At 63.8% G+C, this 26,243-nt stretch carries 24 protein-coding genes; 15 read left to right on the top strand and 9 right to left on the bottom strand.

Annotated features, from left to right (window positions below):
• Positions 1-59: 59 nt before the first annotated feature.
• The 6 genes from aroK to pilM form a co-directional block, all read right to left on the bottom strand.
• Positions 60-602, bottom strand: coding sequence for a shikimate kinase AroK (gene aroK / locus QD208_RS04595; protein ID WP_054556506.1), 543 nt, complete (start codon positions 600-602; stop codon positions 60-62).
• Positions 602-2,659, bottom strand: a complete 2,058-nt coding sequence (locus QD208_RS04590) for a type IV pilus secretin PilQ family protein (protein WP_279835898.1) — start codon at positions 2,657-2,659, stop codon at positions 602-604. Before QD208_RS04590 ends, aroK begins: the two co-directional genes overlap by 1 nt.
• A 152-nt stretch (positions 2,660-2,811) precedes the next feature.
• Positions 2,812-3,363: a pilus assembly protein PilP gene (locus QD208_RS04585; RefSeq protein WP_279835897.1), complete on the bottom strand. Its 552-nt coding sequence runs from the start codon at positions 3,361-3,363 to the stop codon at positions 2,812-2,814.
• Entirely contained in the window at positions 3,360-3,992 is a 633-nt protein-coding gene (locus QD208_RS04580) for a type 4a pilus biogenesis protein PilO (protein WP_043332958.1), read from the bottom strand. Before QD208_RS04580 ends, QD208_RS04585 begins: the two co-directional genes overlap by 4 nt.
• Positions 3,989-4,579, bottom strand: a complete 591-nt coding sequence (locus tag QD208_RS04575; protein WP_279835896.1) for a PilN domain-containing protein — start codon at positions 4,577-4,579, stop codon at positions 3,989-3,991. Before QD208_RS04575 ends, QD208_RS04580 begins: the two co-directional genes overlap by 4 nt.
• Positions 4,576-5,640 carry a type IV pilus assembly protein PilM gene (pilM, locus tag QD208_RS04570; protein WP_107335932.1) on the bottom strand — a complete coding sequence of 355 codons (1,065 nt, stop codon included), beginning with the start codon at positions 5,638-5,640 and terminating at the stop codon, positions 4,576-4,578. The genes QD208_RS04575 and pilM overlap by 4 nt, the downstream gene beginning before the upstream one ends.
• A gap of 248 nt (positions 5,641-5,888) precedes the next feature.
• Between pilM and QD208_RS04565 the strand changes: the two genes are divergently transcribed.
• Complete coding sequence (locus tag QD208_RS04565; RefSeq protein ID WP_107335931.1) at positions 5,889-8,405, top strand: penicillin-binding protein 1A; 2,517 nt, start codon at positions 5,889-5,891, stop codon at positions 8,403-8,405.
• Between the two features lie 224 nt (positions 8,406-8,629).
• A complete protein-coding gene (locus QD208_RS04560) occupies positions 8,630-9,391 on the top strand; it encodes a DUF481 domain-containing protein (protein ID WP_043332961.1) in 762 nt (253 codons plus the stop codon).
• Between the two features lie 195 nt (positions 9,392-9,586).
• Here QD208_RS04560 and QD208_RS04555 read toward each other — a convergent pair whose 3' ends face one another.
• On the bottom strand, positions 9,587-10,855 hold the full coding sequence (locus tag QD208_RS04555) for a malic enzyme-like NAD(P)-binding protein (protein ID WP_054556560.1): 1,269 nt from the start codon (positions 10,853-10,855) through the stop codon (positions 9,587-9,589).
• 566 nt (positions 10,856-11,421) lie between these two features.
• Positions 11,422-11,634: a 50S ribosomal protein L31 gene (gene rpmE / locus QD208_RS04550; RefSeq protein WP_054556509.1), complete on the bottom strand. Its 213-nt coding sequence runs from the start codon at positions 11,632-11,634 to the stop codon at positions 11,422-11,424.
• Positions 11,635-11,874: 240 nt separating this feature from the next.
• Here rpmE and QD208_RS04545 point away from each other — a divergent pair, with 240 nt between their 5' ends.
• From QD208_RS04545 to tatC, 13 genes are all read left to right on the top strand, one after another.
• The gene (locus QD208_RS04545) at positions 11,875-14,133 is read left to right on the top strand and encodes a primosomal protein N' (RefSeq protein WP_279835895.1); all 2,259 of its coding nucleotides are present in this window, start codon (positions 11,875-11,877) and stop codon (positions 14,131-14,133) included.
• Between the two features lie 240 nt (positions 14,134-14,373).
• A complete protein-coding gene (gene argS, locus QD208_RS04540) occupies positions 14,374-16,059 on the top strand; it encodes an arginine--tRNA ligase (protein WP_043332965.1) in 1,686 nt (561 codons plus the stop codon).
• Between the two features lie 3 nt (positions 16,060-16,062).
• Positions 16,063-16,716 (top strand): SPOR domain-containing protein, encoded by a 654-nt coding sequence (locus QD208_RS04535; protein ID WP_279835894.1) that lies wholly within the window; start codon positions 16,063-16,065, stop codon positions 16,714-16,716.
• Positions 16,717-17,047: 331 nt separating this feature from the next.
• Positions 17,048-17,569: an ATP-dependent protease subunit HslV gene (gene hslV / locus QD208_RS04530; RefSeq protein WP_043332970.1), complete on the top strand. Its 522-nt coding sequence runs from the start codon at positions 17,048-17,050 to the stop codon at positions 17,567-17,569.
• Between the two features lies 1 nt (position 17,570).
• The gene (hslU, locus tag QD208_RS04525) at positions 17,571-18,896 is read left to right on the top strand and encodes an ATP-dependent protease ATPase subunit HslU (RefSeq protein ID WP_043332972.1); all 1,326 of its coding nucleotides are present in this window, start codon (positions 17,571-17,573) and stop codon (positions 18,894-18,896) included.
• A gap of 338 nt (positions 18,897-19,234) precedes the next feature.
• Positions 19,235-19,606: a DUF971 domain-containing protein gene (locus tag QD208_RS04520; RefSeq protein ID WP_225348182.1), complete on the top strand. Its 372-nt coding sequence runs from the start codon at positions 19,235-19,237 to the stop codon at positions 19,604-19,606.
• A 147-nt stretch (positions 19,607-19,753) separates the two neighbouring features.
• Entirely contained in the window at positions 19,754-20,500 is a 747-nt protein-coding gene (gene ubiE, locus QD208_RS04515; RefSeq protein ID WP_043332974.1) for a bifunctional demethylmenaquinone methyltransferase/2-methoxy-6-polyprenyl-1,4-benzoquinol methylase UbiE, read from the top strand.
• A 7-nt stretch (positions 20,501-20,507) separates the two neighbouring features.
• Positions 20,508-21,176 (top strand): SCP2 sterol-binding domain-containing protein, encoded by a 669-nt coding sequence (locus tag QD208_RS04510; RefSeq protein WP_131432768.1) that lies wholly within the window; start codon positions 20,508-20,510, stop codon positions 21,174-21,176.
• Positions 21,173-22,801: a ubiquinone biosynthesis regulatory protein kinase UbiB gene (ubiB, locus tag QD208_RS04505; protein WP_043332979.1), complete on the top strand. Its 1,629-nt coding sequence runs from the start codon at positions 21,173-21,175 to the stop codon at positions 22,799-22,801. The genes QD208_RS04510 and ubiB overlap by 4 nt, the downstream gene beginning before the upstream one ends.
• 201 nt (positions 22,802-23,002) lie before the next feature.
• A complete protein-coding gene (locus QD208_RS04500; protein WP_043332980.1) occupies positions 23,003-23,338 on the top strand; it encodes a phosphoribosyl-ATP diphosphatase in 336 nt (111 codons plus the stop codon).
• Between the two features lie 109 nt (positions 23,339-23,447).
• Positions 23,448-23,702 (top strand): Sec-independent protein translocase subunit TatA, encoded by a 255-nt coding sequence (gene tatA, locus QD208_RS04495; RefSeq protein ID WP_043332981.1) that lies wholly within the window; start codon positions 23,448-23,450, stop codon positions 23,700-23,702.
• A gap of 5 nt (positions 23,703-23,707) precedes the next feature.
• Positions 23,708-24,106, top strand: coding sequence for a Sec-independent protein translocase protein TatB (tatB, locus tag QD208_RS04490; RefSeq protein ID WP_131432769.1), 399 nt, complete (start codon positions 23,708-23,710; stop codon positions 24,104-24,106).
• Complete coding sequence (tatC, locus tag QD208_RS04485) at positions 24,106-24,897, top strand: twin-arginine translocase subunit TatC (protein WP_131432770.1); 792 nt, start codon at positions 24,106-24,108, stop codon at positions 24,895-24,897. The genes tatB and tatC overlap by 1 nt, the downstream gene beginning before the upstream one ends.
• A gap of 201 nt (positions 24,898-25,098) precedes the next feature.
• Here tatC and elbB read toward each other — a convergent pair whose 3' ends face one another.
• Positions 25,099-25,785 carry an isoprenoid biosynthesis glyoxalase ElbB gene (gene elbB / locus QD208_RS04480; protein WP_054556514.1) on the bottom strand — a complete coding sequence of 229 codons (687 nt, stop codon included), beginning with the start codon at positions 25,783-25,785 and terminating at the stop codon, positions 25,099-25,101.
• Between the last annotated feature and the right edge of the window lie 458 nt (positions 25,786-26,243).

Here is a 26,243-nt window from a genome sequence, read left to right as displayed (position 1 = left end):
CTTGGGCGAAACAGATGACAGCGACTGATGCCCGCCAGGGCCACCAGCCGCTGATGAGACTAGCCAGGGGCGTGCAACGGGTCCGCCAGCGCCTTGATGCGGCGACGGATCTCGTTGGTGACCGCCCGAGGGCTGCGCCGATCGGTACGCACGATGATATCGGCCGTCTCGCGGTAGAGCGGGTCACGCAACTCGAACAGGCGCTTGAGCACCCGCCCGGGGTCATCCTGCTGCAACAGCGGACGATTGCGATCACGGCCGGCTCGCTTGAGCTGCTGTTCGACAGGCGCGTAGAGATACACGACAGTGCCGCGTTCGCGCAGTACGCGCCGATTGGCCTCCGCCATGATGGCGCCACCACCGGTGGCCATCACGACTTCCCTGAGCGAGGTCAGCTCATCGATGACAGCCTGCTCACGCTCACGAAAGCCGGACTCGCCCTCGACGTCGAAAATCCACGGAATGCTGGCTCCGCAGCGGTCTTCAATCACATGGTCGCTATCGCAAAATTCACGATGCAAGTCGGCCGCCAGCAGGCGGCCGATAGTGCTCTTGCCGGCCCCCATGGGGCCAACAAGGAATACGTTGGGAATCACATGCATCAGCGCACCGCCAGGCCGTCCTCGATGATCTTCGGGGTAATGAATACCAGCAATTCTACCTTCTCGTTGGACTCTTCGGTATAGCGGAACAGATTCCCGATCACCGGCAGGTCCCCGAGGAAGGGCGTCTTGAAGACGCTGCGAATCTGCTCGGAGGTCAGAATGCCGCCCAGCACCACGGTTTCGCCGTCATTGACCAGCACCTGCGTCTCGATTTCATTGGTATCGATGGCCGGTTCGCCATTGAAGCTGTCATCGGAGACATCGTCATTGTTGATCAACAGATCCATGATGATGCGGTTGTCAGGCGTGATCTGCGGCGTCACTTCCAATGCCAGCACCGCTTCCTTGAACTCTATGTTGGTCGCACCGCTGGAGGTCGCCTCCTCGTAGGGAATTTCCTGACCCTGCTTGATGACGGCCTTCTTCTGGTTGGCGGTGATGATCTTGGGCTGGGAAATGGTCTGGCTCTTGCCTTCGCTTTCCAGCGCCGAGAGCTCCAGGTCCAGCAGGATATCGCCGGACAGGTAACCGAAGCTGAAGGTGCTTCCCGGACTGCTGTCATCCCCCAGATCTACGCTCAGACCACCGTTGCTGGTCGTACCGGTCGACGCGCCTTCCAGGCCGAACTTGCCGTTGCTGCTGTTGGAAAGCCCCCAGTTGACACCGATCTCGCTGGAGACGCTGCTGCGCGCGATGACGATGCGCGCCTCGATCTGCACCTGACGCACCGGGATATCGAGATATTCCAGCGTGCCGCGAATGGACTCGAGCGTATCGCGGGTATCCTGGATCAGCATGGTGTTGGTGCGCTCATCGACCATCACGCGACCCCGCTCGGACAGCAGACCGATCCCGCCTTCACCGCGCAGCAACGCCGCCAGATCCGCCGCCTTGGCATAACGCACCTGGATGTATTCGGTGGTCATCGGCGCCAGCTCCTTGACCTGCTGGTTCGCCTCGAGCTCCTTGCGCTCCAGTGCCGCCAACTCTTCGGCCGGCGCGACCATCAGCACGTTGCCCATGCGACGACTGGCCAGACCGTTGGACTTGAGCACCAGATCCAGCGCCTGATCCCAGGGCACTTCCTTCAGGTTCAGGGTCACGTTGCCGGTGACGTTGTCACTGGCGACCAGATTGAGCCCCGTGAAGTCAGCGATGATCTGCAGCACGGAGCGCACTTCGATGTTCTGGAAGTTGAGCGAGATCTTCTTGCCAGTGTAGGGGAACTTGTCCTTGATGCGCTCCGCCTGCTCTTCACGCGTCAGCGGTTTGACCTCGAGCACCAGCTCGTTGCCTGCCTGGGTGGCAAGCTGGGTGTAGTAGCCACTGGCATCCACCACCATGCGCACGCCATCACGGGTACGCTGCGGATCGATACGCGTCACCGGCGTGGCGAAATCGCCGACATCCAGCACCTGATTCATCTCCGGCGGCAGCTTCACGCCCTTGATGTCGACGTAGATCTTGCGCCCACGCTCGGTGACGCGCGACTCGACGTTGGAGCGGTTGAAGTTGATCACGACACGACCTTCGCCGTCCGTGCCACGACGGAAATCGATGCCACTGACGGCCGGCTCGCTGGCCACTTCCAGGGCACGATTGTCCGGCGGCACATTGGTGGCGTTCGCCTGGGAGGCAGCCGCAGGCTGAGCGCCCGGCGCACCGCCCTGCTCGCCGATGATGACGTAGAGGCTGTTGCCCTCGGTGCGCGTGACGTACGGCTTGGACTGGTTGAGCTTCATGACCAGACGCGTGCGCGAGCCGGCCTCCAGCGCCACCAGTTCGTCTACGCCGCTGAGCCCCAGATCGAAGCGACGCTTGTCGAGCTGGCTGCTGGTATCCAGGAGGTCGATGGTGATGCGCGGCGGCGTCTCGATACGGTAGCCCTTGACCTCCGGCACTCCGCCGACGAAGTCGAGCTTGAGCTCCATACGGTCGCCCCCGAGGGCGGTGAAGTTGAGGTCCTGCAGCGACGACGCAGCCATCGCCACATTCGCCATCAGGCTACCGACTGCCGCCAGCCCCAGCAGACTCATTCGTTGCAATCGCGTCATGTTCCCTAGTCCCCTGTCTCGCCGTGGCTCCGTTCAACCGTCGGGCTGATCGCGCCTTATTCTTATCGAAGCGTTATGGTGTCGGTCGCCAACTCTTGCGGGTCGACCGTTCGTCTTCCGTGACAATATGGCTACTGCCAACGCCAGTGATCTCAACCACCTTGCGACACGGGCTCTTTCAGCGCCATGGCGCGAGACCGCTCTATCCAACCGCCCTGACCATTGGGCACGATTTCCACCATATCGATCTGCGTATCACCGATACGGGTGATCCTGCCGAAGTTGCTGCCCATGTGGTTGCCGACCCGCACACGCTGGACTTCCTGCTCCGGCGTCAGAATCAACGCCGAACGCGCGCCATCGACATCCAGCGTCCCGACCATGCTGAGCTGCTCCATCGGCCAGGCTTCCAGTGGTTCACGAGGGCGATCGAGGTCCGGTCGCACACCGTTGTCGACGGCCGTCAGCTCCTCTTCGGGCTCCGGCAGGCGTGATTGGAAAGGACTGCGCGCGTCCGCCATGTCATAGGTGACGGGATGATACTCGGGTTGCGGCGGCAACTCCTGCACCTTGCCGGAAGGACGCCCTCTCAAGGACTCGAGCTCCCCCTCCAGCGCGCCCAGCTGCGGATCTCCACAACCCGCCAGCAGAGTGGCCAGCAACACACTTCCCATCACGGTATTTCGACGTGTCATCAGGCTCATTGCTTGCCTCCTGATGTTGCCGGGGTCTGGCGATAATTGTAGGTCTTGGCCAGCAGCGAAAGCTCGAGATCATCGCTGTTGGCGACCGGCGTCAGCACGAAATCATGCAGCGTCACGATGCGTGAAAGCCCCGCGACACCGGAAATGAAGGCGGCGATACGATGATAGTCGCCGCGCACCTTGATATCGAAAGGTTGTTCGACATAGAAGTTGCGATTCTCCGCCGGCTTCAGACGAATGTACTCGACCGCCAGCTGGTTGTTGATCGCCGTCTCGCTGATGTCATCCAGCAGCGCCGGGACTTCCGCGTCGGTGGGCAGCATTTCCAGCAGCTGCCCCATGCGGGACTCCAGCTCCACCATCTGCTCGCGCATGGCCGGCAGGTTGGCGGCCTTGAACGCCTTGCTCTCGAACTGCTGGAGCAGCTGACTTTCCTGGGCACGCAGACGCTCGAGGTCTTCCGCCTTGGGCGCGGCAAGGAACCAATGGGACGCCCAGAACAGGGCGCCCAGCACGATGAGCGCCAGCACGGCCTGCAGCGTGACCGGCCAGATGCCGGCTTCCTTCAGATCAAGATCACGAAAATCCGTCGACTTGAGGCGGCGGATTTCAGCATCGATGAAACTCATCGCCGACCTCCTTTCTTGTCATTTTCCGCATCGGCAGCGCTCAGCGCCGACCCCGTCGGGCGCTCCGGAATCATGATATTGAAGCTGCGCTGATCGTCGTCATTGCTCTGCACATCGGAGAGCGTCGGGGTGCCGAAGGAATCCGACAGGGCGATGGCGCGCATCAGACCCGAGACCTGACGCGTGCTTTCCGCCGTGCCATTCGCCTTGAGCTGGCGCCCGCTGCGACTGATGTTCTGATACCAGGCGCCGTCCACCAGAGACGTCACCAGCTGATTGAAGACCCGCACCGTTTCCGGACGCGAGAACTGCAGACTGCGGATCAGCTCTATCTGGTCGAGCATCTGGGTGCGGCGTGCCTCGATGTCCTCGACTTCCTTGATGTCCCGATTGAGGCGGGCCATTTCCTTCTCGATGAAGGCATGGCGCTGCTGCTGCGCCTCGAGCTGACTCTGGTAATACTCGCTCATGCCATAGCCGCCACCGATACCGATGACAGCCGCCAGCGCCAGTATGCCCATGAAGCGCTTGCTGCGCTTCTCACGCCGATCTTCACGCCAGGAAAGCAGGTTGATCTCGATGGTCATGAGCGCTTCCTCATCGCAAGACCGCAGGCCGTGAGCATCGCCGGGGCATCGCCCGCCAGCGCCTGGATGTCGACGCGCGGATTGACGCTCATGTGAGTGAAGGGGTTGGCCATGATCACTTCAAGCCCGGTGTGCTCCGCCAGGCCTTCACGCAGCCCGACGATGGCGGCCGTACCGCCCCCGAGCAGGATACGCTGCACCTCGCGGCGCTTGCCGGCGGTGTAATAGAGCTGCAGTGAGCGTGCGATCTGCTGGATGAGCGTCTCGCGGAACGGACCCAGCACTTCGCTGTCATAGGTATCCGGCAGACCGCCACGCTTCTTGGCCAGGCCCGCCTCATCATTGGAGAGATCGAAGCGATTCATGATCTCGTCCGTCAGCTGACGCCCCCCGAAGACGGCGTCGCGACTGTAGACGATGCGGCCATTCTGGATGACGTGGAAGGCGGTCATCGTCGCACCGATATCGACGACGGCAACGCACTCTTCGTTGTCGTAGGTCGGCGGCAACTGATGACGCAGCTCGCCGAAGGCGCGCTCGAGGGAGAAGGTCTCGACATCGACGGCAGCTGGCTCGAGGCCGGCCTGGGACAGTGCCGAGGTCAGCTGATCGACGTCCAGGCTGCGACACGCCACCAGCAGCAGGTCCTGCTGATCGGGATTGCGCGGATTGACGCCCAGATGCTGGAAGTCGAACGCGACATCGTTCAGCGGAAAGGGAAAGTGCTTCTCGGACTCGAGCGCGATGCGCTGCTCGATCTCGTCATCGGCAAGATTGGCCGGGAAGCTCAGTGTCTTGGTGATGGCAGCGCTCGCGGGAACCGCGACCACGGCGCGCTTCGAGCGCGGCTGTGCCTGCTCGACCGCGCGCTTGATGGCCAGCACGACTTCGTCCATGTCCCGTATACGTCGCTCGACGACTGCGCCTTCCTTGAGTGGACGCACCGCATAGCTATCGATCTGGTATCGATTTCCTTGCCTGGACAGCTCCAGGAGCTTCACCGTGGCCGACGTGATATCGACCCCAATGAGTCCCTTGCCGGCGGATTTGAGTCCCAGCAATTGGCGTTCCCCTGCTCTGATGACGATCTTGCCAGACTGGCTGGCCGCCGGTTCCCTGACGACGTTGCCGCGACACCCTCTATCATTCCAGGATGTTACATTATGTTTCCCAGAATAACACAACAGACGCGCAAGTCAGGGTTCAACGCTGGCCGCATCTGAACCCGCTACTTATAATGCCCCAGCAATGGAATTGCCAATCCCCGCGCAGCCACTCGCTTTTCTTACCCACGGACCCTGTCTTGCCCATGAAGCTATTGAGACGACTATTTTCGCCAGTGTTCTGGCTGCTGCTATCACTATGTGCCGCGGGACTTCTGGCCATCGTTGGCGCTTCGCTGTACTTCTCGCCGGGCCTGCCCGACGTCCATCAGCTTCAGGATACCAAGCTGCAGACGCCGCTGCGCATCTATACCCGCGATGGCAAGCTGATCGGCGAATACGGTGACCAGCGCCGCATCCCGGTCACCTACGACGAGATCCCCGAGACCTTCGTCGACGCCCTCCTCGCCGCCGAGGACAGCAACTTCTTCTCCCACCCGGGCATCGACCCCAAGGGGCTGGCGCGCGCGGCCGTGCAGCTGGCCTCCAGCGGCAGCATCCAGTCCGGTGGCAGCACCATCACCATGCAGGTGGCGCGCAACTATCTGCTGACGCTGGACCAGACATTCACGCGCAAGATTCGCGAGATTCTGCTGTCGCTGCAGATGGAAGAGATCCTCTCCAAGCAGGAGATCATGGAGCTCTACGTCAACAAGATCTTCCTGGGCCATCGCGCCTACGGGATCGCCGCCGCTGCGCGCACCTACTACGACAAGTCCCTGGATGAGCTGACCCTGGCCGAGCAGGCCATGCTGGCCGGCCTGCCCAAGGCGCCGTCGAGCTTCAACCCGCTGACCAACCCGCAGCGCGCACTGATCCGTCGCAACTGGATCCTGCTGCGCATGAAGGAGCTGGGCTACATCGAGCCGCAGGCCTATGACGAAGCCGTCAAGGCACCGATCACCGCGGCACGCCACTACTCCCGGCCGGAAGTGCAGGCACCCTACGTCGCGGAAATGGCGCGCAGCTTCGCCGTCGACCGCTTCGGCGACAAGGCCTACACCGACAACGTCCGCATCACCACGACGCTGGACAGCTCGCTGCAGCCAATGGCACGTGATGCACTGATCAAGGGGCTGATCGCCTACGATACCCGCCACGGTTGGCGCGGGGTCGAGGAATCCGACATCGCCGCCTCCCTGGCGGAAGCTCAGGACCAGACCGATCAGGCCGGCCTCGAGGAAGAACTCTCCAAGTCACCGGAAGTGCTGGAAACCGCCAAGCAGGCGGCCCAGAAGAGCGAGAAGCGCATCGCCGGCATCGACCGTGATGTCTCGAACTGGCTGAAAGTGCTCGATCGCACCCCGGATTACGGCCCGCTGAAGGCCGCCATCGTGGTCGAAAGCACCGGCAAGCAGATGAAGGCACTGCTGGCCGACGCCACGGTCGTGACCCTCGATTGGGACGGCCTGAAGTGGGCGCGTGAGTACAAGAGCGCCAAATGGCGTGGTGGCGTGCCGGGGTCGGCCGCCGAGATCGCCAAGGCCGGTGATCTGGTACGCGTGATCAAGCAGGACGACGGCTACCGTCTGGGCCAGCTGCCGGACGCGCAATCCGCCATCGTCTCGCTGGACCCGGAAAGTGGCGCCATCCTCGCCCTGCAAGGTGGCTTCAGCTATTCCGCCAGCAAGTTCAACCGCGCCATCCAGGCACGCCGTCAGGCAGGCTCGATCTTCAAGCCGTTCGTCTATCTATCCGGGCTCGAGCAGGCCGGCATGTCACCGGCGACCATCATCAACAACGCCCCTGTCGTGCTTCAGGATGGCGGCAAGGTGTGGCGTCCGGAAAATGCCGGCGGCAAGTTCACCGGCCCGACCCGTATCCGCGTTGGCCTGTATCGTTCGCTGAACCTGGTCTCCGTGCGCCTGCTGCAGACGGTCGGCCTCGACAAGACCCTCGACTTCCTGGTCAAGCTGGGCTTCCAGCGTGACGAGCTGCCCAATGGCCTGTCACTGGCCCTGGGCAGCGCCTCGCTGACCCCGCTGGAGATGGCACGCGGCTATGCCGTGCTCTCCAATGGCGGCTTCCGTGTCGAGCCCTGGTACATCGATACCATCACGCGTGGCGATGACGAGACCGACTATGAAGCGCATCCGCCGGTTGCCTGCGCCAACTGTGCGCCGGGCATGGTCACCGTCAATCGTGACGGTCGCCAGTACCCGCTGGCCGAGCGTGTCGCCTCCCCCGAAGCCATGTATCTGATCCGCGACATGATGCAGGATGTCATCAAGCGCGGTACTGGCCGTGGCGCCCTGGCGCTGGGTCGTGATGACCTGGCCGGCAAGACCGGCACCACCAACGACCAGCGTGATGCCTGGTTCTCCGGCTTCAACAGCAAGCTGGTGGCCACGGTCTGGGTCGGCAAGGACTCCAACGACACCCTGGCCGAGTATGGCGCCCAGGCCGCCCTGCCCATCTGGGTCGACTACATGCGCGGCGCCCTCAAGGGCATGCCGTCCTCCACCATGGAGCGTCCGGACAACATCGTGACGGCGACCATCGACCCGGACTCTGGCAAGCGCCTGCGCAGCGGTCAGTCCGGCGGCATCAGTGAGCTGTTCCGCAAGGATAATCTGCCGCCCTACCAGGAACGCACCATCCGCAAGGAACTGGAGCAGGAAAGCGGTTCGGAAGGTACCGGAACTTTCGAGGCCATCTTCTGATCTGATCTCCAGACCTCGCCTGCCAGCCTCATCGGCAGGGGGAGAGCCCAAGGAAGAGCGGCCGCTGGTCGCTCTTCTGCCATCTGAGCATTCGCAAGGCTCCCCCGTATCGCGATCCACTGGTAGCGTCCGGATGACGCGCCAGGCCGCCTCGCTCAGCAAGCGTCATCTCGCAAGCCACATTCCCGATGATGATGTCATGCCTCAAACATGCCGGAGTTCGCATGCTTCACCCATTGCCCACACTGCGCAGGACCGCGTTTCTGTGCCTGGCCCTGCTTCCCCTCGACACGGCTGTCGCAGACGACCTCTTCTATGCGCCACCACCCGCCAGCGAGGACTCTGAGCCCTTCAGCGGCCAGGCCGAGCTGGGCTTCACCAAGCTGTCGGGCAACTCGAACAGCGAGACCCTACTGGGCAAGACCAGCCTGTCCTGGCACCTGAAGCCCTGGACTCACACCTTCCGTGTGGAGGCCAAGCACGTCTCCAGCAGTGGCGAGACCACGACCGACAAGTATCTGGTCGGGCAGCGCGAGCGCTATGACCTCAGCGATGACCACTACGCCTTCGGGCTGCTGCGCTGGGAGAAGGAGCGCTTCTCCGGCTACAACCACCAGGTCACCTCCATCGTCGGTGAGGGCATCACGATACTGGATGGCCCCGAGCACAACCTCTCCCTCGAGGCCGGGCCGGGCTATCGCTTCGATGACATCACGGCGGGGGATCACGAGAACTACCTGCTGGGCTATGGCGCGATGGACTACCGCTGGCAGCTGTCCGACACCTCCAAGTTCGAGCAGCAGTTCTCGGCGGAGGCCACGCGCGAGAACGTGATCAGTCGCAGCTATACCGCGCTGACGGTCGCCATCAATGCAAGCCTCGCTCTCAAGCTCTCGCACGAGATCGAGAACAACACCAACCCGCCCGACGAGTCGGATGCCAAGACCGACACCACCACGGCGGCCTCCATCCTCTACAGCTTCTGAGCACAGGCCTGACGCCTGCCCGCCCAGGCGCCAGTCGCTGGTGGCTCATGGCTCATGGCTCGCGGTTCATGGCTCAAGGCTCTAGGCTGAAAGCAGCCACCAACAAAAAGCCCTCGCCGGAATCTCCGACGAGGGCTTTTTCATGTCTTGCGTCGCTTCAGCGACGCCGCCAACCGACCATTCGACCGCTGGCGCTTAACCGTAGACCTGATCCGTGCTGGTCAGCGGGTAGTGCGCCGGGTACGGCTTGCGTGCGACGCCGGAATCGATGGCCGCCTGGGCCACGGCGGCCGGCAGACGCTCGAGCAGACGCGAGTCCATCGGCGTCGGGATGATGTAACCCGGGCCGAATTCGAGGCTGTCGATCTCGTAGGCATCCAGCACATCCTGGCTGACCGGCTCACGCGCCAGGTCTTTCAGGGCGTGAACGGCGGCCAGCTTCATCTCTTCATTGATGCGCGTCGCACGCACATCCAGCGCGCCACGGAAGATGAACGGGAAGCCCAGCACGTTGTTGACCTGGTTCGGGTAGTCGGAGCGACCTGTCGCCATGATGACGTCCGGGCGTGCTTCGCGAGCGGTATCCGGGTGAATCTCCGGGTCCGGGTTGGAGCAGGCGAAGACGATCGGATTGGCGGCCATCTTCTTGAGCTGCTCTGCCTTGAGCAGGTTCGGGCCGGACAGACCGACGAAGACGTCGGCGCCATCGATGGCGTCGTCCAGCGTGCGCAGCTCGGTCTCGGTGGCGAACATCGCCTTGTACTGGTTCAGATCATCACGGCCGCTGTGGATCACGCCCTTGCGGTCGAGCATGAAGATGTTCTCGACCTTGGCACCACTGGCCACCAGCAGCTTCATGCAGGCGATGGCGGCAGCGCCGGCGCCCAGGCAGACGATGCGCGCGTCTTCCAGCTTCTTGCCGGCGATATCCAGGGCGTTGAGCATGCCGGCCGCGGTGACGATGGCGGTACCATGCTGGTCGTCATGGAAGACCGGGATGTTGCACTGTTCGATCAGCGCCTGTTCGACTTCGAAGCACTCCGGCGCCTTGATGTCTTCCAGGTTGATGCCACCGTAGGTGGTGTGGATGCGACGCACGGTGTCGATGAAGGCCTGCGGGCTTTCCGCATCCACTTCGACATCGACGGAGTTGATGCCAGCGAAGCGCTTGAACAGCACGCCCTTGCCTTCCATGACCGGCTTGGAAGCCAGCGGCCCCAGGTTGCCCAGGCCAAGGATGGCAGTCCCGTCAGAGATGACCGCGACCAGGTTGCCCTTGCCGGTGTACAGGTAGGCATTTTCCGGGTCGGCGGCGATTTCGCGGCACGGCTCGGCAACGCCCGGGCTGTAGGCCAGCGCCAGGTGCTTGGCGGTCTCGGTCGGCTTGGTCAGCTCGATGGAGAGCTTTCCGGGAATCGGTTCGGCGTGATATTGCAGTGCTGCTTTCTTCATGGCATCAGACATGCGTGTCATCCGGTATTTTGGCGGGGGGTTGGCTGCTCCAGAATATAGAAAAAGACACCTCTGAACAACCGACGCAACTTGCTGTTATGCATGACTTTAAAACGTTCGTTTAAAAAATATTTTAGCCATTCGTCTAACGTTATGGATGCCCTGCCCAGCCATAAACCTTTCCTTATCGCTGACCGGCTTTCACGCCGATTTCGGCCCGAGATGACGCCACGATTCGCGCACGATCCTCGATTTTCGACCGCTCACTGACGCAACCCGCCATTCCGGCGCGCTTGATGCAGAGGCAGAGCAGAAAAAGTGCCAAATCGGAAACAATCTTTCCTTTCAGCAAGCGCAGCGCAGGGGTGAGACCTTCGCAAGGGCATCACGGCAGACCATCACATCAGACCATCACGCCAGACCATCACGACAAGGGCATCCCGGGCCGGCTGGCGTGGTCGCGGCTCTCTTCAGGGTGGTCTGAACGACAGGCACAAAAAAACCCGCTCGTGAGCGGGTTTTCGTCCATGACGCTGCAAGATGCGCAGCGCCATGAAAGCGACAAGCAGCTGAAGGTATCAGCGCTTGATGGCAGCACCGAAACGCTTGTTGAAGCGCTCGACGCGACCACCGGTGGTAGCCTGCTTCTGCTTGCCGGTGTAGAACGGGTGGCACTCGGAGCACACGTCAAGCGCGAAAGTCTGCTTGGAAGTGGTACCGATTTCGTGCTGCGCGCCGCAGGAGCAAGTTGCGGTCTGGCGCTGGTAGTCCGGATGGATACCCTGTTTCATGATGTGTAACCTCAGGTCGCTGTGCACCGCCACCTGATCACTTGCCAGGCACCGTACACGGGTTTTGGATTGAACCGGTCATTCCGCCGTTTCCGACGGAAGGCCGCGCATTTTACCAGTCATCTGCCGCAAGACCAAACTTTGTGCCGTTTATTGCGGGCAACACTCTGTAGACTGCGTGCCACGGCATATCCCCGTTTTACTGAACGCCTCATATCACCTCATATCCGGATACCTTGCGTGCCTGACACTACCGACAAGACTGCGACTCACCTGCCGGGACGTGTGCTGGGCATCGCGATTCCCGGCCCGCTGCGCGATCTGTTCGACTACCTGCCATCCCGCCAGCCGCCTCGTCACGGCTGGCAGGTGGGTCTGCGCGTGCGCGTCGAATTCGGGCGTCGCCAGCTGGTCGGGGTGATCGCCGAGCTGCGCAGCGACTCAAGCTTCCCCATCGACAAGCTCAAGCCTGTCAGCGAAGTCATCGATGACGAACCGCTGCCGGCCGACTGGTTGTGGATATGTCAGTTTACCGCGCGCTATTACCAGCACTCGCTCGGCGACACCTTCGCCCAGGCGATGCCCTCGCTGCTGCGTCAGGGGCGCGCCCTGGAGGCGCGTACCCGAGAGCGCTGGACGCTGACCGACAAGGGCCGCGCCACCGAGCCGGCAAGCCTGGGGCGAGCCACCCGCCAGATCGCGTTGCTGGAGCTGCTCGCTCAGCATCGTCATGGTCTGGTGCACAGCGCCATCACCGCCCAGGGCTTCACCCGCCAGCAGCTGGAGACCCTGCGCGGCCGCGGCTATATCGAATCCCGTGAGGAGCCGGTGACCGGCGCCACGCCGGAGCAGGCCAACAAAGGCGTGCTCGCCGAACCCGGCCTGGCCCTCAATGATGAGCAGGGTCGCGCCCTCTCGCGTCTGCATGAGGGCCTGAACCGCTTCTCGCCCACACTGCTGGAGGGCGTGACCGGTTCCGGCAAGACCGAGGTCTATCTGCAATTGATCGAGGCGGTGCTGGACCGCGGTGGCCAGGCGCTGGTGCTGGTGCCCGAGATCGGCCTGACGCCCCAGACGCTGGAGCGCTTCCGCAGACGCTTCCGCGTGCCGCAGGTGATGCTGCACTCCGGCGTCAGCGATGGTGAACGCCTCGATGGCTTCGAAGCCGCCCGCAGCGGTCGCGCGCGCATCGTGATCGGTACCCGCTCCGCCATCTTCACGCCGATGGCCAGACTCGGCGTGATCATCGTCGACGAGGAGCACGACGGCTCCTTCAAGCAACAGGACGGCCTGCGCTATCACGCCCGCGATCTGGCGCTGGTGCGCGGCAAGCAGGAAGGCATACCCGTGGTGCTCGGCAGCGCCACGCCGTCCCTTGAGAGCCTGCGCCATGCTCGCGAGGGCCGCTTCACGCATCTGCACCTGCATCAGCGCGCCGGTCGCAGCCAGCCGGCGCGCCTGCACCCGGTCGACCTGCGCGGCCGCATGACGCTGGGCGGTCTCTCGACCCAGAGCCTGGAGGCGATCGAGAAGCGCCTCGCCCAGGGCGATCAGGTGCTGGTGTTCATCAATCGGCGCGGCTTCGCGCCGACCCTGACCTGCCATGCCTGCGGCTGGATCGCCGAATGCGACAACTGCGATGCCCGCATGACCCTGCATCGTCATCCGCCCCAGCTGACCTGCCACCACTGCGAGCGTACCCGCCCGCTGCCGGATGCCTGCCCGGCCTGTGGCAGCGGAGATGTTCGCCCGCAGGGCGCGGGCACCGAGCGCACCGAAGAGCTGCTCGGCGAGAAATTCCCCGACGTGCCGGTGCTGCGCATAGACCGCGACAGCACCCAGCGCAAGGACGCCATGAGCGAGGCGCTGGCGGTGATCCGGCGTGGCGAACCCTGCCTGCTGGTCGGCACCCAGATGCTGGCCAAGGGCCACCACTTCCCCCACGTCACCCTGGTGGTGGTGGTCAACGCCGACAGCGGCCTCTATGCCGCCGACTTCCGGGCGCTGGAGCAGTCCGCGCAGCTGCTGGTGCAGGTCGCGGGGCGTGCCGGACGCGCCGAGCGCCCCGGTGAGGTGTTGATCCAGACCCGCCACCCGGAAGACCCCAACCTGCTGACGCTGATTCAGGCCGGCTACCCGCAGCTGGCGGGGGAATTGCTCGAGGAGCGCCGTATCGCCCAGCTGCCGCCGTTCAGCCATCTGGCGCTGCTGCGCGCCGAGGCCAGCGACCAGCAGCAGGTCGAACAGTGGCTGTTGAAGGTCGGTGGCGCCCTGCGCCAGCACCTCGAGGCTGCCAATCTCAAGGTGGATTGCCTCGGCCCGGTGCCCGCACCGATGGAGCGTCGCCAGAATCGCTATCACGCCCAATTGCTGTTGCGCTGTGCGAAACGCGGCCCATTGCATGAAGCGGCGGCCTGGCTGGTGACGCTCTGCGAGCAGGACCGCGACGCGCGCCGCCTGCGCTGGTCGCTGGATGTCGATCCCATCGGCATGGCCTGAGTGATACGCAAGCGGTGTGACAGCCCTTCACGCCGCTTGCGATGAACTGACCACTATCCCTGCAGGGCGCGGAATGCGGCGCGATTGATCACGACGGTTTATGCAAGCCGCAGGATCGGTGATAATGCCCGCCATCGTGCAGCGACATCCGCACTCCCCCATTGCCCGCAGGCCTGATGCCTGCAACCGCCTGCTGTATGGCACGCGGTGCGACCCGAGCCGTGAAGAGACCGATATTCCATGAAAGAGACGATCATCGAACTGCTGGGCCAGGCCCTGGAAACCCTCAAGGCCGACGGCACCCTGCCCGCCGACGCCAGCCCGCAGATCAAGGTCGACCCGACCAAGGACAAGAGCCACGGCGACTACGCCAGCAATCTGGCGATGATGACGTCCAAGGCCGCCGGCATGAAGCCGCGCGATCTGGCCGAGAAGCTGATCGCGGCGCTGCCGGCCTCCGATGCCGTCTCCAAGGTCGAGATCGCCGGCCCCGGCTTCCTGAACTTCTTCGCTGATACCGGTGCGGTAGCCGATATCGTGCGTCGCGTCTTCAGCGAAAGCGACAGCTTCGGTCACAGCGACGTGGGTGCCGGCGAGAAGGTGCAGGTCGAGTTCGTCTCCGCCAACCCGACCGGCCCGCTGCACGTCGGTCACGGCCGCGGCGCCGCGGTCGGCGACGTGCTGTGCCGCCTGCTGGCCGCCACCGGTCACGACGTCACGCGCGAGTTCTACTACAACGATGCCGGCGCCCAGATCAACAATCTGGCGCTCTCCGTCCAGGCGCGCGCCAAGGGTCTGGGCCCGGACGATGCCAGCTGGCCGGCCGATGGCTATCGCGGTGACTACATCAGCGAACTGGCCGCCTCCTACATGGCCGGCGACACCGTCGAAGCCGATGGCAAGCAGGTGACCGGCGCCGCGGACCCCGATGACCTGGAGGCCATCCGCGTCTTCGCCGTCGCCTACCTGCGCCACGAGCAGGATCTCGATCTCAAGGCCTTCGGCGTCGAATTCGATGTCTACTTCCTCGAGTCCTCGCTCTACAGCGACGGCAAGGTCGAGGAGACCGTCAAGCGCCTGGTCGACAACGGCTACACCTATGAAGACGACGGTGCCCTGTGGCTGCGCACCACCGACTTCGGCGATGACAAGGACCGCGTGATGCGCAAGCGTGACGGCGGTTACACCTACTTCCTGCCCGACGTCGCCTACCACCTCGACAAGTGGCAGCGTGGCTTCACCCAGGTCATCAACGAGCAGGGCGCCGATCACCACTCCACCGTGACCCGCGTGCGTGCCGGTCTGCAGGCCCTGCAGGCGGACATTCCCAAGGGCTGGCCGGACTACGTGCTGCACCAGATGGTCACCGTGATGCGCTCCGGCGAGGAAGTGAAGCTGTCCAAGCGTGCCGGCAGCTACGTGACCCTGCGCGACCTGATCGAGGAAGTCGGCCGCGATGCGACCCGCTACTTCCTGGCGGCACGTCGCGCCGACTCCCAGCTGACCTTCGACATCGACCTGGCGCGCTCCCAGTCCAATGACAACCCGGTCTACTACATCCAGTACGCTCACGCCCGCGTGCACAGCGTGCTGCGCAAGGCCAGCCGCGAAGAGAAGCCCTTCGACGAAGCCCTGGCCATGGCGCAGCTCACCCTGCTGACCAGCGACCAGGAAAAGGCCGTGATGAATCGCATGGCGCAGTTCCCGGACGTCGTCGCCCACGCCGCCAAGGTGCGCGAGCCGCAGCAGGTCGCCCAGTACCTGCAGGACCTCTCCTCCGACTTCCACACCTGCTACAACGCGGTGAAGGTGATGGTCGAGGACGACGCGACCCGCAATGCGCGCATGGCGCTGGGTCTGGCGACCGCTCAGGTCATCCGCAACGGCCTGGCCCTGCTGGGTGTCAGCGCTCCCGAGGAGATGTAAGCCATGGCTGCTCGGCGCCCCGCCAACAAGAAGCCCGCCTCCCGCCAGGGGGCGAGCCCCCGTCGGCAACCCGCTGCCAGCCAGAGTCGTGGTCTGCCCGGCTGGCTGTGGGGCATCATCGGTCTGATCGCCGGCTTCGCTCTCGCGCAGTACTTCGAGAAACAGGCCCCGCGTCTGCCGGTCGCGGCCATCGTGCCCAAGGCCAACACGCAGCAGAACGGACAGCAGAGCGGGCAGCAGACCGCCAAGCAGGGCAACCAGCAGCAGAAGGAAGCCCCCGAAGAGTCCGCCGGCAACATGCCGACCTTCGAGTTCTACACCCTGCTGCCGGAAACCGAGGTGATCGCACCCAAGGTGGATGAGTACAAGTCCACGCCGCGTCCGGGCAGCGCCGAGAGCACCAAGAAGTCCGAGGCCTCGCTGACCAACTACATGTTGCAGGCCGCGTCCTTCCGCGAGATGAGCGATGCCAAGAAGCTGGCCGGCAAGCTCAAGGACCTTGGCCTGCTGGCCAAGGTCAGTGACGTCAATGCCTCCGGCGGTACCGTCTGGCACCGGGTGCAGGTCGGTCCCTACAAGGACACCCGTGAGCTAAATCGCGCCCAGGACCTGATGAACACCCAGGGCATCGAGCCCTTGTTGATCAAGCTGCAGTAAGCCAGGCGTGAGCCTTGCGACAGACGGGCCCGCTCATTTTTGAGCGGGCCCGTTGCATGAGGGCACAGACCAGGACCGATCGCAGTCAACGCTGAGTCGCCGATGACTTGAAACCCGTATCGGCGCCCCCATCTACAGCATTCCGGTGAGATATCAGGCCCGCGTGCCGCCCGTCAGGCGGTGCAGGATCGCGGCAAGCAGTGGCAAGCGCCAGGCTGACGATCACCACCCGTTTTACGCGACGAGGCCACGGCCTCGTCTGCCCAGAAATGCCATGCCCGGCCCCGTTCACCTTATTCCAATCGCCGGCATGCTCTCTCAGGAGTTATCCATGACCACGATCGTCTCCGTGCGTCGCAACGGCCAGGTCGCCCTGGCTGGTGACGGCCAGGTATCCCTTGGCAACACTGTCATGAAAGGCAACGCCGCCAAGGTGCGTCGTCTGTATCGCAATCAGGTACTGGCCGGTTTCGCCGGTGGTACCGCCGATGCCTTCACGCTGTTCGAACGCTTCGAAGCACAGCTCGAGAAGTATCAGGGCCAGCTGGTGAAGTCCGCCGTGGAGCTTGCCAAGGAGTGGCGCTCAGACCGCGCCCTGCGCAAGCTTGAGGCCATGCTGGTGGTCGCCGACAAGCACGCCTCCTTGATCATCACCGGCAACGGTGACGTGGTCGAGCCCGAGCACGGCGTGCTGGCCATCGGCTCCGGCGGCAACTACGCCGAGGCCGCTGCCCGCGCCCTGATCGAGAATACCGAGCTTTCCGCCCGCGAGATCACCGAGAAGTCCATCTCCATCGCGGCCGATATCTGCGTCTTCACCAACCACAATGCCATCATCGAGGAGCTGTCCTGAGATGTCCCAGATGACCCCGAAGGAAATCGTCAACGCCCTCGATCAGCACATCGTCGGCCAGCCTGAAGCCAAGCGCGCCGTGGCGGTTGCCATGCGCAACCGCTGGCGCCGCATGCAGCTCGATGACGATCTGCGTCCGGAAGTCACGCCGAAGAACATCCTGATGATCGGCCCGACCGGTGTCGGCAAGACCGAGATCGCCCGTCGTCTGGCCAAGCTGGCCGGCGCGCCCTTCCTCAAGATCGAGGCGACCAAGTTCACCGAGGTCGGCTATGTCGGCCGTGACGTGGAATCCATCATCCGCGACCTGGTCGAGGTCGCGATGAAGCTGGTGCGCGAAGACGCCATGAAGGAAGTGCGCGACAAGGCCGAAGATGCCGCCGAAGAGCGCATCCTCGACGCCCTGCTGCCGCGGGTGCGTGGCGAAGAGTACGACGCTGCCGCCAACAACAGCAGCACGCGCCAGATGTTCCGCAAGAAGCTGCGCGAAGGTCAGCTGGATGACAAGGAAATCGACATCGAGCTGAGCCCGGCCAGCCAGAGTCTCGATTTCGCCACCCCGCCGGGGATGGAAGAGATGACCAGCCAGCTGCAGTCCATGTTCTCCAACATGGGCAAGCAGCAGAAAGAGAGCCGTCGCATCACCGTCAAGGAAGCGCTCAAGCTGGTTCACGAGGAAGAAGCGGCCAGAATGGTCAGCGATGAAGACCTCAAGAGCCGTGCCATCGAGGCCGTCGAACAGAACGGCATCGTCTTCCTCGACGAGATCGACAAGGTCGCCAAGCGTGGCGAATCCGGCAGTGGCGGTGACGTGTCCCGCGAAGGCGTGCAGCGCGATCTGCTGCCGCTGATCGAAGGCTCCACCGTGTCCACCAAGCATGGCATGGTCAAGACCGACCACATCCTGTTCATCGCCTCCGGTGCCTTCCACCTCTCCAAGCCGTCGGACATGATTCCGGAGCTGCAGGGCCGTCTGCCGATCCGCGTCGAGCTCAACGCCCTGACGCCGGAAGACTTCAAGCGCATCCTGACCGAGCCGTCCGCCGCCCTGATCCGTCAGTACAAGGCATTGCTGGCGACCGAAGGCGTCGAGCTGAGCTTCGCGGATGATGCCATCGAGCGCATCGCCCAGATCGCCTATCAGGTCAACGAAGGCACCGAGAACATCGGCGCCCGTCGTCTGCACACCGTGATGGAGCGTCTGCTGGAAGAGATCTCCTACGAGGGTGGCGATCAGCCCGGCGAACTCAAGGTCGATGCCGCCTACGTCGATGCCCGCCTGGGTGATCTGGCGCGTGATGAAGACCTGTCGCGCTACATCCTCTGACGACACGCTCACGCGCCTGACAGCCCCTCATGGAAGCCAGTCCCGTTCCTGAGGGGACTTCTGACGCCCGATCCGGCTTGGCCCGGATCGGGCGTCAGTGCATCATGCGCACAAGACACATCGACCGGCCAAGCGCCGTGCTCGACGCCTATCTGCCTTCGCCATGCCGCCCTGCGCCCTACGCCCTACGCCGCCGCGCGGCATGCAAGCCCGAGGATGCCCCGATGAGCCACGACACTCCCAAGGACGCCGCCGCGTCCCACGACGCTGATACCAGCGGCCAGCAGCGCGACTACCGCCTCAACGAGCGCCATGCCCGTGATGGCGAAGAGGCCCCGGTGCCGACGCGCGTGCACTACCACAAGTCAGAGCGCGAACTGGAACTGGGCTACGCCGATGGCCAGAGCTTCCGCCTGAGCACCGAATTCCTGCGCGTGATGTCGCCGTCGGCGGAAGTGCGTGGCCACGGTGTCGGCCAGGAAACCCTGCAGGTCGGCATGCGCTACGTCGGGCTGACCAACATCACCCAGAGCGGCCGCTACGCGCTGAAGCTGCACTTCGATGATGGCCATGACAGCGGCCTGTATACCTGGGAATACCTGTGGGAACTGGCCAATCGCCGCGACGCCATGTGGGCCTACTACCTGCGCCAGCTGGAAGAGGCCGGCGCCTCGCGCGAACCACTGGGCATTCCGCTCAACCAGCTGTAAGCCACTGATGCCACTGGGCGCGGCAAGATGTCCGAGTCGACGTCTTGCCAAAAGACAGCCCGCTGGCCAGCGGTTACAATCGAGCCACTGCGAAAGCTCACCATATTGTGCTGACGTCGCCACGGCGACGTCACAACAGGGGAAGTCATGGACAAGCGTACGACTCACTTCGGTTATCAGGAAGTTGCCGTGGACGAGAAGGCAGGCCGCGTCGCGGATGTCTTCCACAGTGTCGCCGCCAAGTACGACGTGATGAATGACCTGATGTCGTTCGGCATCCACCGTCTGTGGAAGCGCATCACCCTGGAGCGTGCCGGCGCCCGTCCCGGCCAGTCGGTGCTGGACATCGCCGGCGGCACCGGTGACCTGACGCTGAAGTTCTCGCGTCTGGTCGGCCCGAAAGGCCGCGTGGTGCTCGCCGACATCAATGCCTCGATGCTCAACGTCGGCCGCGACAAGCTGCTCGACCGTGGCGTCGGCGGCAACGTCGAATACGTGCAGGCCAATGCCGAAGCCCTGCCCTTCCCGGACAACACCTTCGACATCATCACCATCGCCTTCGGGCTGCGCAACGTCACCGACCAGGCCAAGGCCCTGCGCTCCATGCAGCGCATCCTCAAGCCGGGCGGCCGTCTGCTGGTGCTGGAATTCTCCAAGCCGGTCAATCCGCTGCTCTCCACCGCCTATGACCAGTACAGCTTCCGGCTGCTGCCCAAGATGGGCGAGATGGTCGCCGGCGACGCCGACTCCTACCGCTACCTGGCCGAGTCCATCCGCATGCACCCCGACCAGAAGACGTTGGCCGGCATGATGGAAGAGGCCGGTCTCGAGCGCGTCGAGTACACCAACCTGACGGGCGGCATCGTCGCGTTGCACCGCGGTATCAAGCTCTGAGGCTGTCATGGCATTGCTGACCCCCCTGCTGTTGGCGACCGCTGAGCGGACGCTGAATCAGCTGCTTGCTCGCGACCCGGCCTCGACGTCGCGCCTGAATGCACTGGCAGGCCGACGCCTGCTGGTGCGTGTCGAACGCCCCGCCTTCGACCTGCTGGTGCACTTCGACCTGCAGGGCCTGCACCTGTTGCGCCTGCCCCAGGCCAACGAGAGCGATGGCGATGTGGTGGTGGAGCTCGACATGGAGACCGCCGCCGCCCTGCTGTCCGGTGAATCCATCGAGCGCCTGATGTTCGAGGGTCGCCTCGCCGTGCGTGGCCGTATCCATCTGCTGGAGAGCGCTCGAGATCTGGTGATGGACCTCGACCTGGACTGGGAAGGCGCGCTCAGTGAATGGTTCGGCGAAGCCCCGGGCCATAGCCTGGCCAGCGGCCTGCGCAGCCTCGGGCGTTTCGGCCTGATCAGTCGCCGTGAGCTGGAGCTGGACCTGCGCGAATACCTCACCGAGGAGGCGCGCTGGCTGCCCGGTCAGGCGCAGATGCGCGTCGCCCGCGACGAGCTGACCGAGCTGACCCAGTGTCTGGATCGCACCGAAGCACGTCTGGCGCGGCTGCGCCGTCATCTCGAGGCCGCCACCTCCCATCAACCTGCCGAGCGGGAGTGCCAGCCGTCGTGAGACTCTATCGCCTGCTGAGCATCCTGTGGGTCATCGCCCGCTACCGCCTCGACGACCTGGTGCCGCCGGGGCGCGTGCCGGCCCTGCTGCGCCCGCTGCTCAAGCTGTCGCCGCTGCGTCTGTTCCCCATCGGCAGACGCACGCGTGGCGAGCGTCTGCGTCTCGCGCTCGAGGCCCTCGGCCCGATCTTCATCAAGTTCGGCCAGATGCTCTCGACGCGCCGCGACCTGCTGCCGCCGGACATCGCCGACGAACTCAAGCGCCTGCAGGATCAGGTGCCACCGTTCGAGAACCAGGTCGCGCGGGAGCTGGTCGAGCAGGAACTCGAGATGTCGGTCGAGGAAGCCTTCGCCGAATTCGAGGCCCAGCCTCTGGCCTCCGCCTCCATCGCCCAGGTACATGCCGCACGCCTGCACGATGGCTCGGACGTGGTGGTCAAGGTCATCCGCCCGCGCATCGAGGAAGTGATGCGCAAGGACATCGGCCTGCTCTACATGTTCGCGCGCCTGTTGATGAAGGTCTCGCCGGAAGCCCGTCGCCTGCGCCCGGTCGAGGTCGTCGCCGACTACGAGGCGACGCTGTTCGACGAGCTCGACATGCACAAGGAGGCCGCCAACACCTCCCAACTCAAGCGCAACTTCCTCGACTCGCCGCTGCTCTACGTCCCGGCCATCCACTGGCCACTGACGCGCCGCCGCGTGATGGTGCAGGAACGCATCCGCGGCATTCCGGTCGCCGATATCGAGGAGCTGACGGCGCAGGGCACCGACCTCAGGAAGCTGGCCGAGCGCGGCGTGGAGATCTTCTTCACCCAGGTATTCCGCGACAACTTCTTCCACGCCGACATGCACCCCGGCAACATCTTCGTCTCGCGCGAGAACCCGCACGACCCGCAGTTCATCGCCATCGACTGCGGCATCGTCGGCAGCCTGACCCGCGAGGATCAGGACTATCTGGCGCGCAACCTGCTGGCCTTCTTCCGCCAGGATTACTACGAGGTCGCGGCGCTGCACATCGAGTCCGGCTGGGTCGGCGAAGGCACGCGCGCCAACGAGTTTGCCGCGGCCATCCGCGCCGTCTGCGAGCCGATTCTCGAGAAGCCGCTCAAGGACATCAGCTTCGGCCAGGTCCTGTTGGGGCTGTTCCAGACCGCGCGCCGCTTCAACATGGAAGTCCAGCCGCAGCTGGTGTTGCTGCAGAAGACCCTGCTCAACATCGAGGGCCTCGGCCGCCAGCTGTATCCGGACCTGGACCTGTGGGCCACCGCCCGCCCCTATCTGGAGCGCTGGATGAAGGAGCGCGCTGGCCCCAAGGCGTTCTGGGCCGAGATGGTCAAGCAGGCACCGGAGCTGTCGCATCAGCTGCCACAGCTGCCGGCGATGGCCTTCCAGGCCATGGAGCGCATCGAGGACGAGCATCGCGCCCGTCAACGCCAGACAGAAGCCATCACCACGCTGCGCGACCGGGTCAATCACGCCTCCAGCACCAGCTGGCGGCTGCGCGCGGGCCTGCTGCTGGTGGCCGGCGCTTTCGGTTGGCAGCCCCTGATGGCCTGGGCGGAGACCCAGCCCGTGGCGGTACTGGTGGGCGCAGGACTGGGAATCGTGTTATTGCTGTGGCGCTAGCCGCAGGCAGACATGATGGCCTGACTGGCCCGGCGCGCAACGACACTTGCCGCCCCATGGGACGCAGTGCAATATGAATGACATATAACACTTGCATCCTGAGTCGCCTGCCCACGCCGTGCCGTTTGCCGTGCAAGGTGTGACGTCAGCGCAGAACTCGATGACTTAACGCAAGACCCAAGCTTTCAGGAATGATGATTCATGAGTGATATTCTCAACCGTCTGTCAGTGGTACTGGCAGAACGGCGCGACGCTGACCCGACCTCCTCCTATGTCGCGAGCCTGCATCACAAGGGCCTCAACAAGGTACTGGAGAAGATTGGCGAAGAGGCGACCGAAACCGTACTGGCCGCCAAGGATTTCGCTCACGACGACGTGGACTCGCAGCGTGCCGTGATCGGTGAGACCGCTGACCTGTGGTTCCATTCACTGGTCATGCTGTCGCATCTGGGGCTGGATCATCAGGAAGTGCTGGATGAGCTGGCACGCCGCTTCGGTGTTTCCGGCCATGATGAAAAGGCCGCTCGCGGCCAGTGAAGGACCCGTATTCTTCCGGCGCAAGTCGGCTTTCCGGCAGCGGTGCCAGCACCCTGCAAGTCTCAAGGCCCAATGACCCGGTGTCAGCGGCCCAAATGGAGAATTTCCCATGTTAGGTGGCATCAGTATCTGGCAGCTTCTCATCGTGCTCGGCATCATCATCCTGATCTTCGGGACCAAGAAGCTGCGCAACGTCGGCTCTGATCTCGGCGGTGCCGTGAAGGGCTTCAAGGGCGCGATGAAGGAAGAAGAGAAGAAGAGCGACGAGCCGACTGCCCAGCAGAAGGTCGCGCATGAGGAAAAGCGTGGCGACACCATCGATGTCGAGGCCGAGAGCCGCGATACCGCTGACAAGCGCTCGTAACCCGCATGTTCGATATCGGCTTTTTTGAACTGGCATTGATCGCGCTGCTGGCGCTGATCGTGCTCGGCCCGGAGCGTCTGCCCCGGGCCGCCCGCACTGCGGGTCTGTGGCTGGGACGCATCAAGCGCAGTGTCTCGGGCATTCAGCAGGAAATCAGTGCCCAGCTGGAAGCCGAGGAACTGCGTCAGACGCTCAACGAGCAGAAGAAGCAGCTCGATGAGACGCTAGCTCATGCGCGCAACGAGGCACGCGATGTCGAGCGCGGCATCACCGAGTCCAGCACGCCCCGCGATGCAGGCGCCTCCGGCGCCGAGACCAGCCCCCGCCCTGCCGAGAATGGTGCGCCGGCCACCGAGCCGAGCACTGCTTCCGACACCCGTGAATCACGAGAGCCACGTTCCTGATGAGTGATCCACATGCCTCACCGTCAGGTGGTCAGGGCGACGCCGCACACGCGCCGCTCATCGAGCACCTGATCGAGCTACGCTCGCGCTTGCTGCGCGCCACCCTGGTGGTGCTGGTGGTTTTCGCCGCGCTGTACGGCTTCTCCAACCAGATCTATCTGTATGTCGCCGAACCGCTGATGGCATTGCTGCCACCGGGTTCGCAGATGATCGCCACCGAAGTGGCCTCACCCTTCCTGGCGCCCTTCAAGCTGACATTGGTGGTGGCGCTGTTCCTGGCGATTCCCGCCGTGCTCTATCAGGCCTGGGCGTTCATCGCGCCGGGCCTCTATGAGAACGAGAAGGCGTTGGCCCTGCCGCTGCTGGCTTCCAGCATCCTGCTGTTCTATGCCGGTGCAGCCTTCGCCTACTACGTGGTGTTCCCGCTGCTGTTCCAGTTCTTCACCACCACGGGCCCCGAGAACGTGGCGATCATGACGGACATCAATCAGTACCTGAATTTTGTCCTCAAGCTGTTCTTCGCCTTCGGGGTCGCCTTCGAGATTCCCATCGCCACCTTCCTGCTGATCTGGACCGGCGCGACCACGGTGGAGGCTCTGAGCAAGAAGCGCCCCTATATCGTGATCGCCTGCTTCGTGGTCGGCATGCTGCTGACACCGCCGGACGTGATCTCACAGTCGCTGCTGGCGATCCCGATGTGGCTGCTGTTCGAGGTCGGCATTCTGGCCTCGCGCCTCTTCAAGCGCCGGCGTGCGGCATCAGACGATGAGGCATCGCAGGACACGCCCTGAACGCGACTGCCTGCAATCGGGCATCAGAAACAGGGCGCCAGAAACAGGGCGCCAGAATCAGAGCCTCAGAATCAGAGCATCAAAACACAAAGCCCCGCCGGTTCACCGGCGGGGCTTTCTATTTCTGGGGGCTTTGTGTTGCCAATGAACTTGCTCAGACCAGCCACGCGCTATCACGCCAGACGCACTGGCGTGTCGAGGTCAGTCCTGCTCGGCGGCACGCGCCTTGTCGTCCTCGATCCAGCTATCGATGCGCTCGACCAGCTTGAAGATGCCCTGGGCCGCTTCGCTGATGCGCTCCGCCAGCAGGTAGGCCGGGGTAGTGACGACACGGTTGGCGGCGTCGACGACGATGTCCGTCACCTCACAGCTCTTGTGCAGGCCTCCCTGGGCGCTGATCGCCCCGGAGACACTGGCATCGTTGCCGATGGTGACCGAGATGCCTTCCCCCAGCAGCTTGGGCACCATCACCGGCGCGATGCACATCACGCCGATCGGCTTGCCGGCCGCATGGAAGGGCTGCACCGCGTCCTGCAGCCCCGCGACGAGCTCGAGGTCCTCACCCTTGACGGCAAAGTCACACAGATTCTTGGCGGCACCGAAGCCGCCGGGCAGGATCAGCGCATCGAAGTCGTCCGCTGACAGCTCTTCCAGCGGGCGCACCTTGCCACGTGCCAGACGCGCGGACTCGACCAGCACGTTGCGGGTCTCCTCCATCTCGTCGCCAGTGCCGTGATTGATCACGTGATGCTGCGCGACATCCGGTGCAAAGCACTCATAGGCAATGCCCAGCTGATCGAGACGCAGCAGCGTCAGGGTAGTTTCATAGATCTCGGAGCCATCAAAGACACCGCAACCGGAAAGGATCAGGGCTACCTGCTTGGTCATGGGTTACTCCATTGACGATGAGCTGTGCGCGGCGATTGCCGGACAGGTCAGAAAAGACTAATACAAGCGCGTGACTGATTCGAATGCCGAGCCTGATTTAATGCCCGGCGTCATGCCCGGCGTCATGCCAGGCGCGAGACGCTTCAGCGGCACCGAAGATGCGCGACCGCCACGCGGCAGACAGTGACAGGCGTGCAGGCGGGGCATGTCACTGCGCATCCCCTCAAGACTATGGGCGGCCCTGGCACAACTCAAGTGCTGCTCCTCGTCCACTCGCATGCCATCAAGGCTCTGGTGCCGGAGGCTTGCCGCGGTGTCCGGAGGGGTCTGTCAGGCCCCACACCCGCCCCATCAGGGCCGTGCATGAGGCGCGACACCGCGACACATCTCCTGCACCTGTGGCCACAAGTCAACGCTGATATACTCAATTGACCCTGCCACAGGGACGACGGCTTCCG

Source organism: Cobetia sp. 29-18-1 (genome assembly GCF_029846405.1).
Lineage (GTDB): Bacteria > Pseudomonadota > Gammaproteobacteria > Pseudomonadales > Halomonadaceae > Cobetia > Cobetia amphilecti.
The sequence above is the reverse complement of the archived record's forward strand: the minus strand, read 5'-3'. Positions and strand labels throughout refer to the sequence as shown.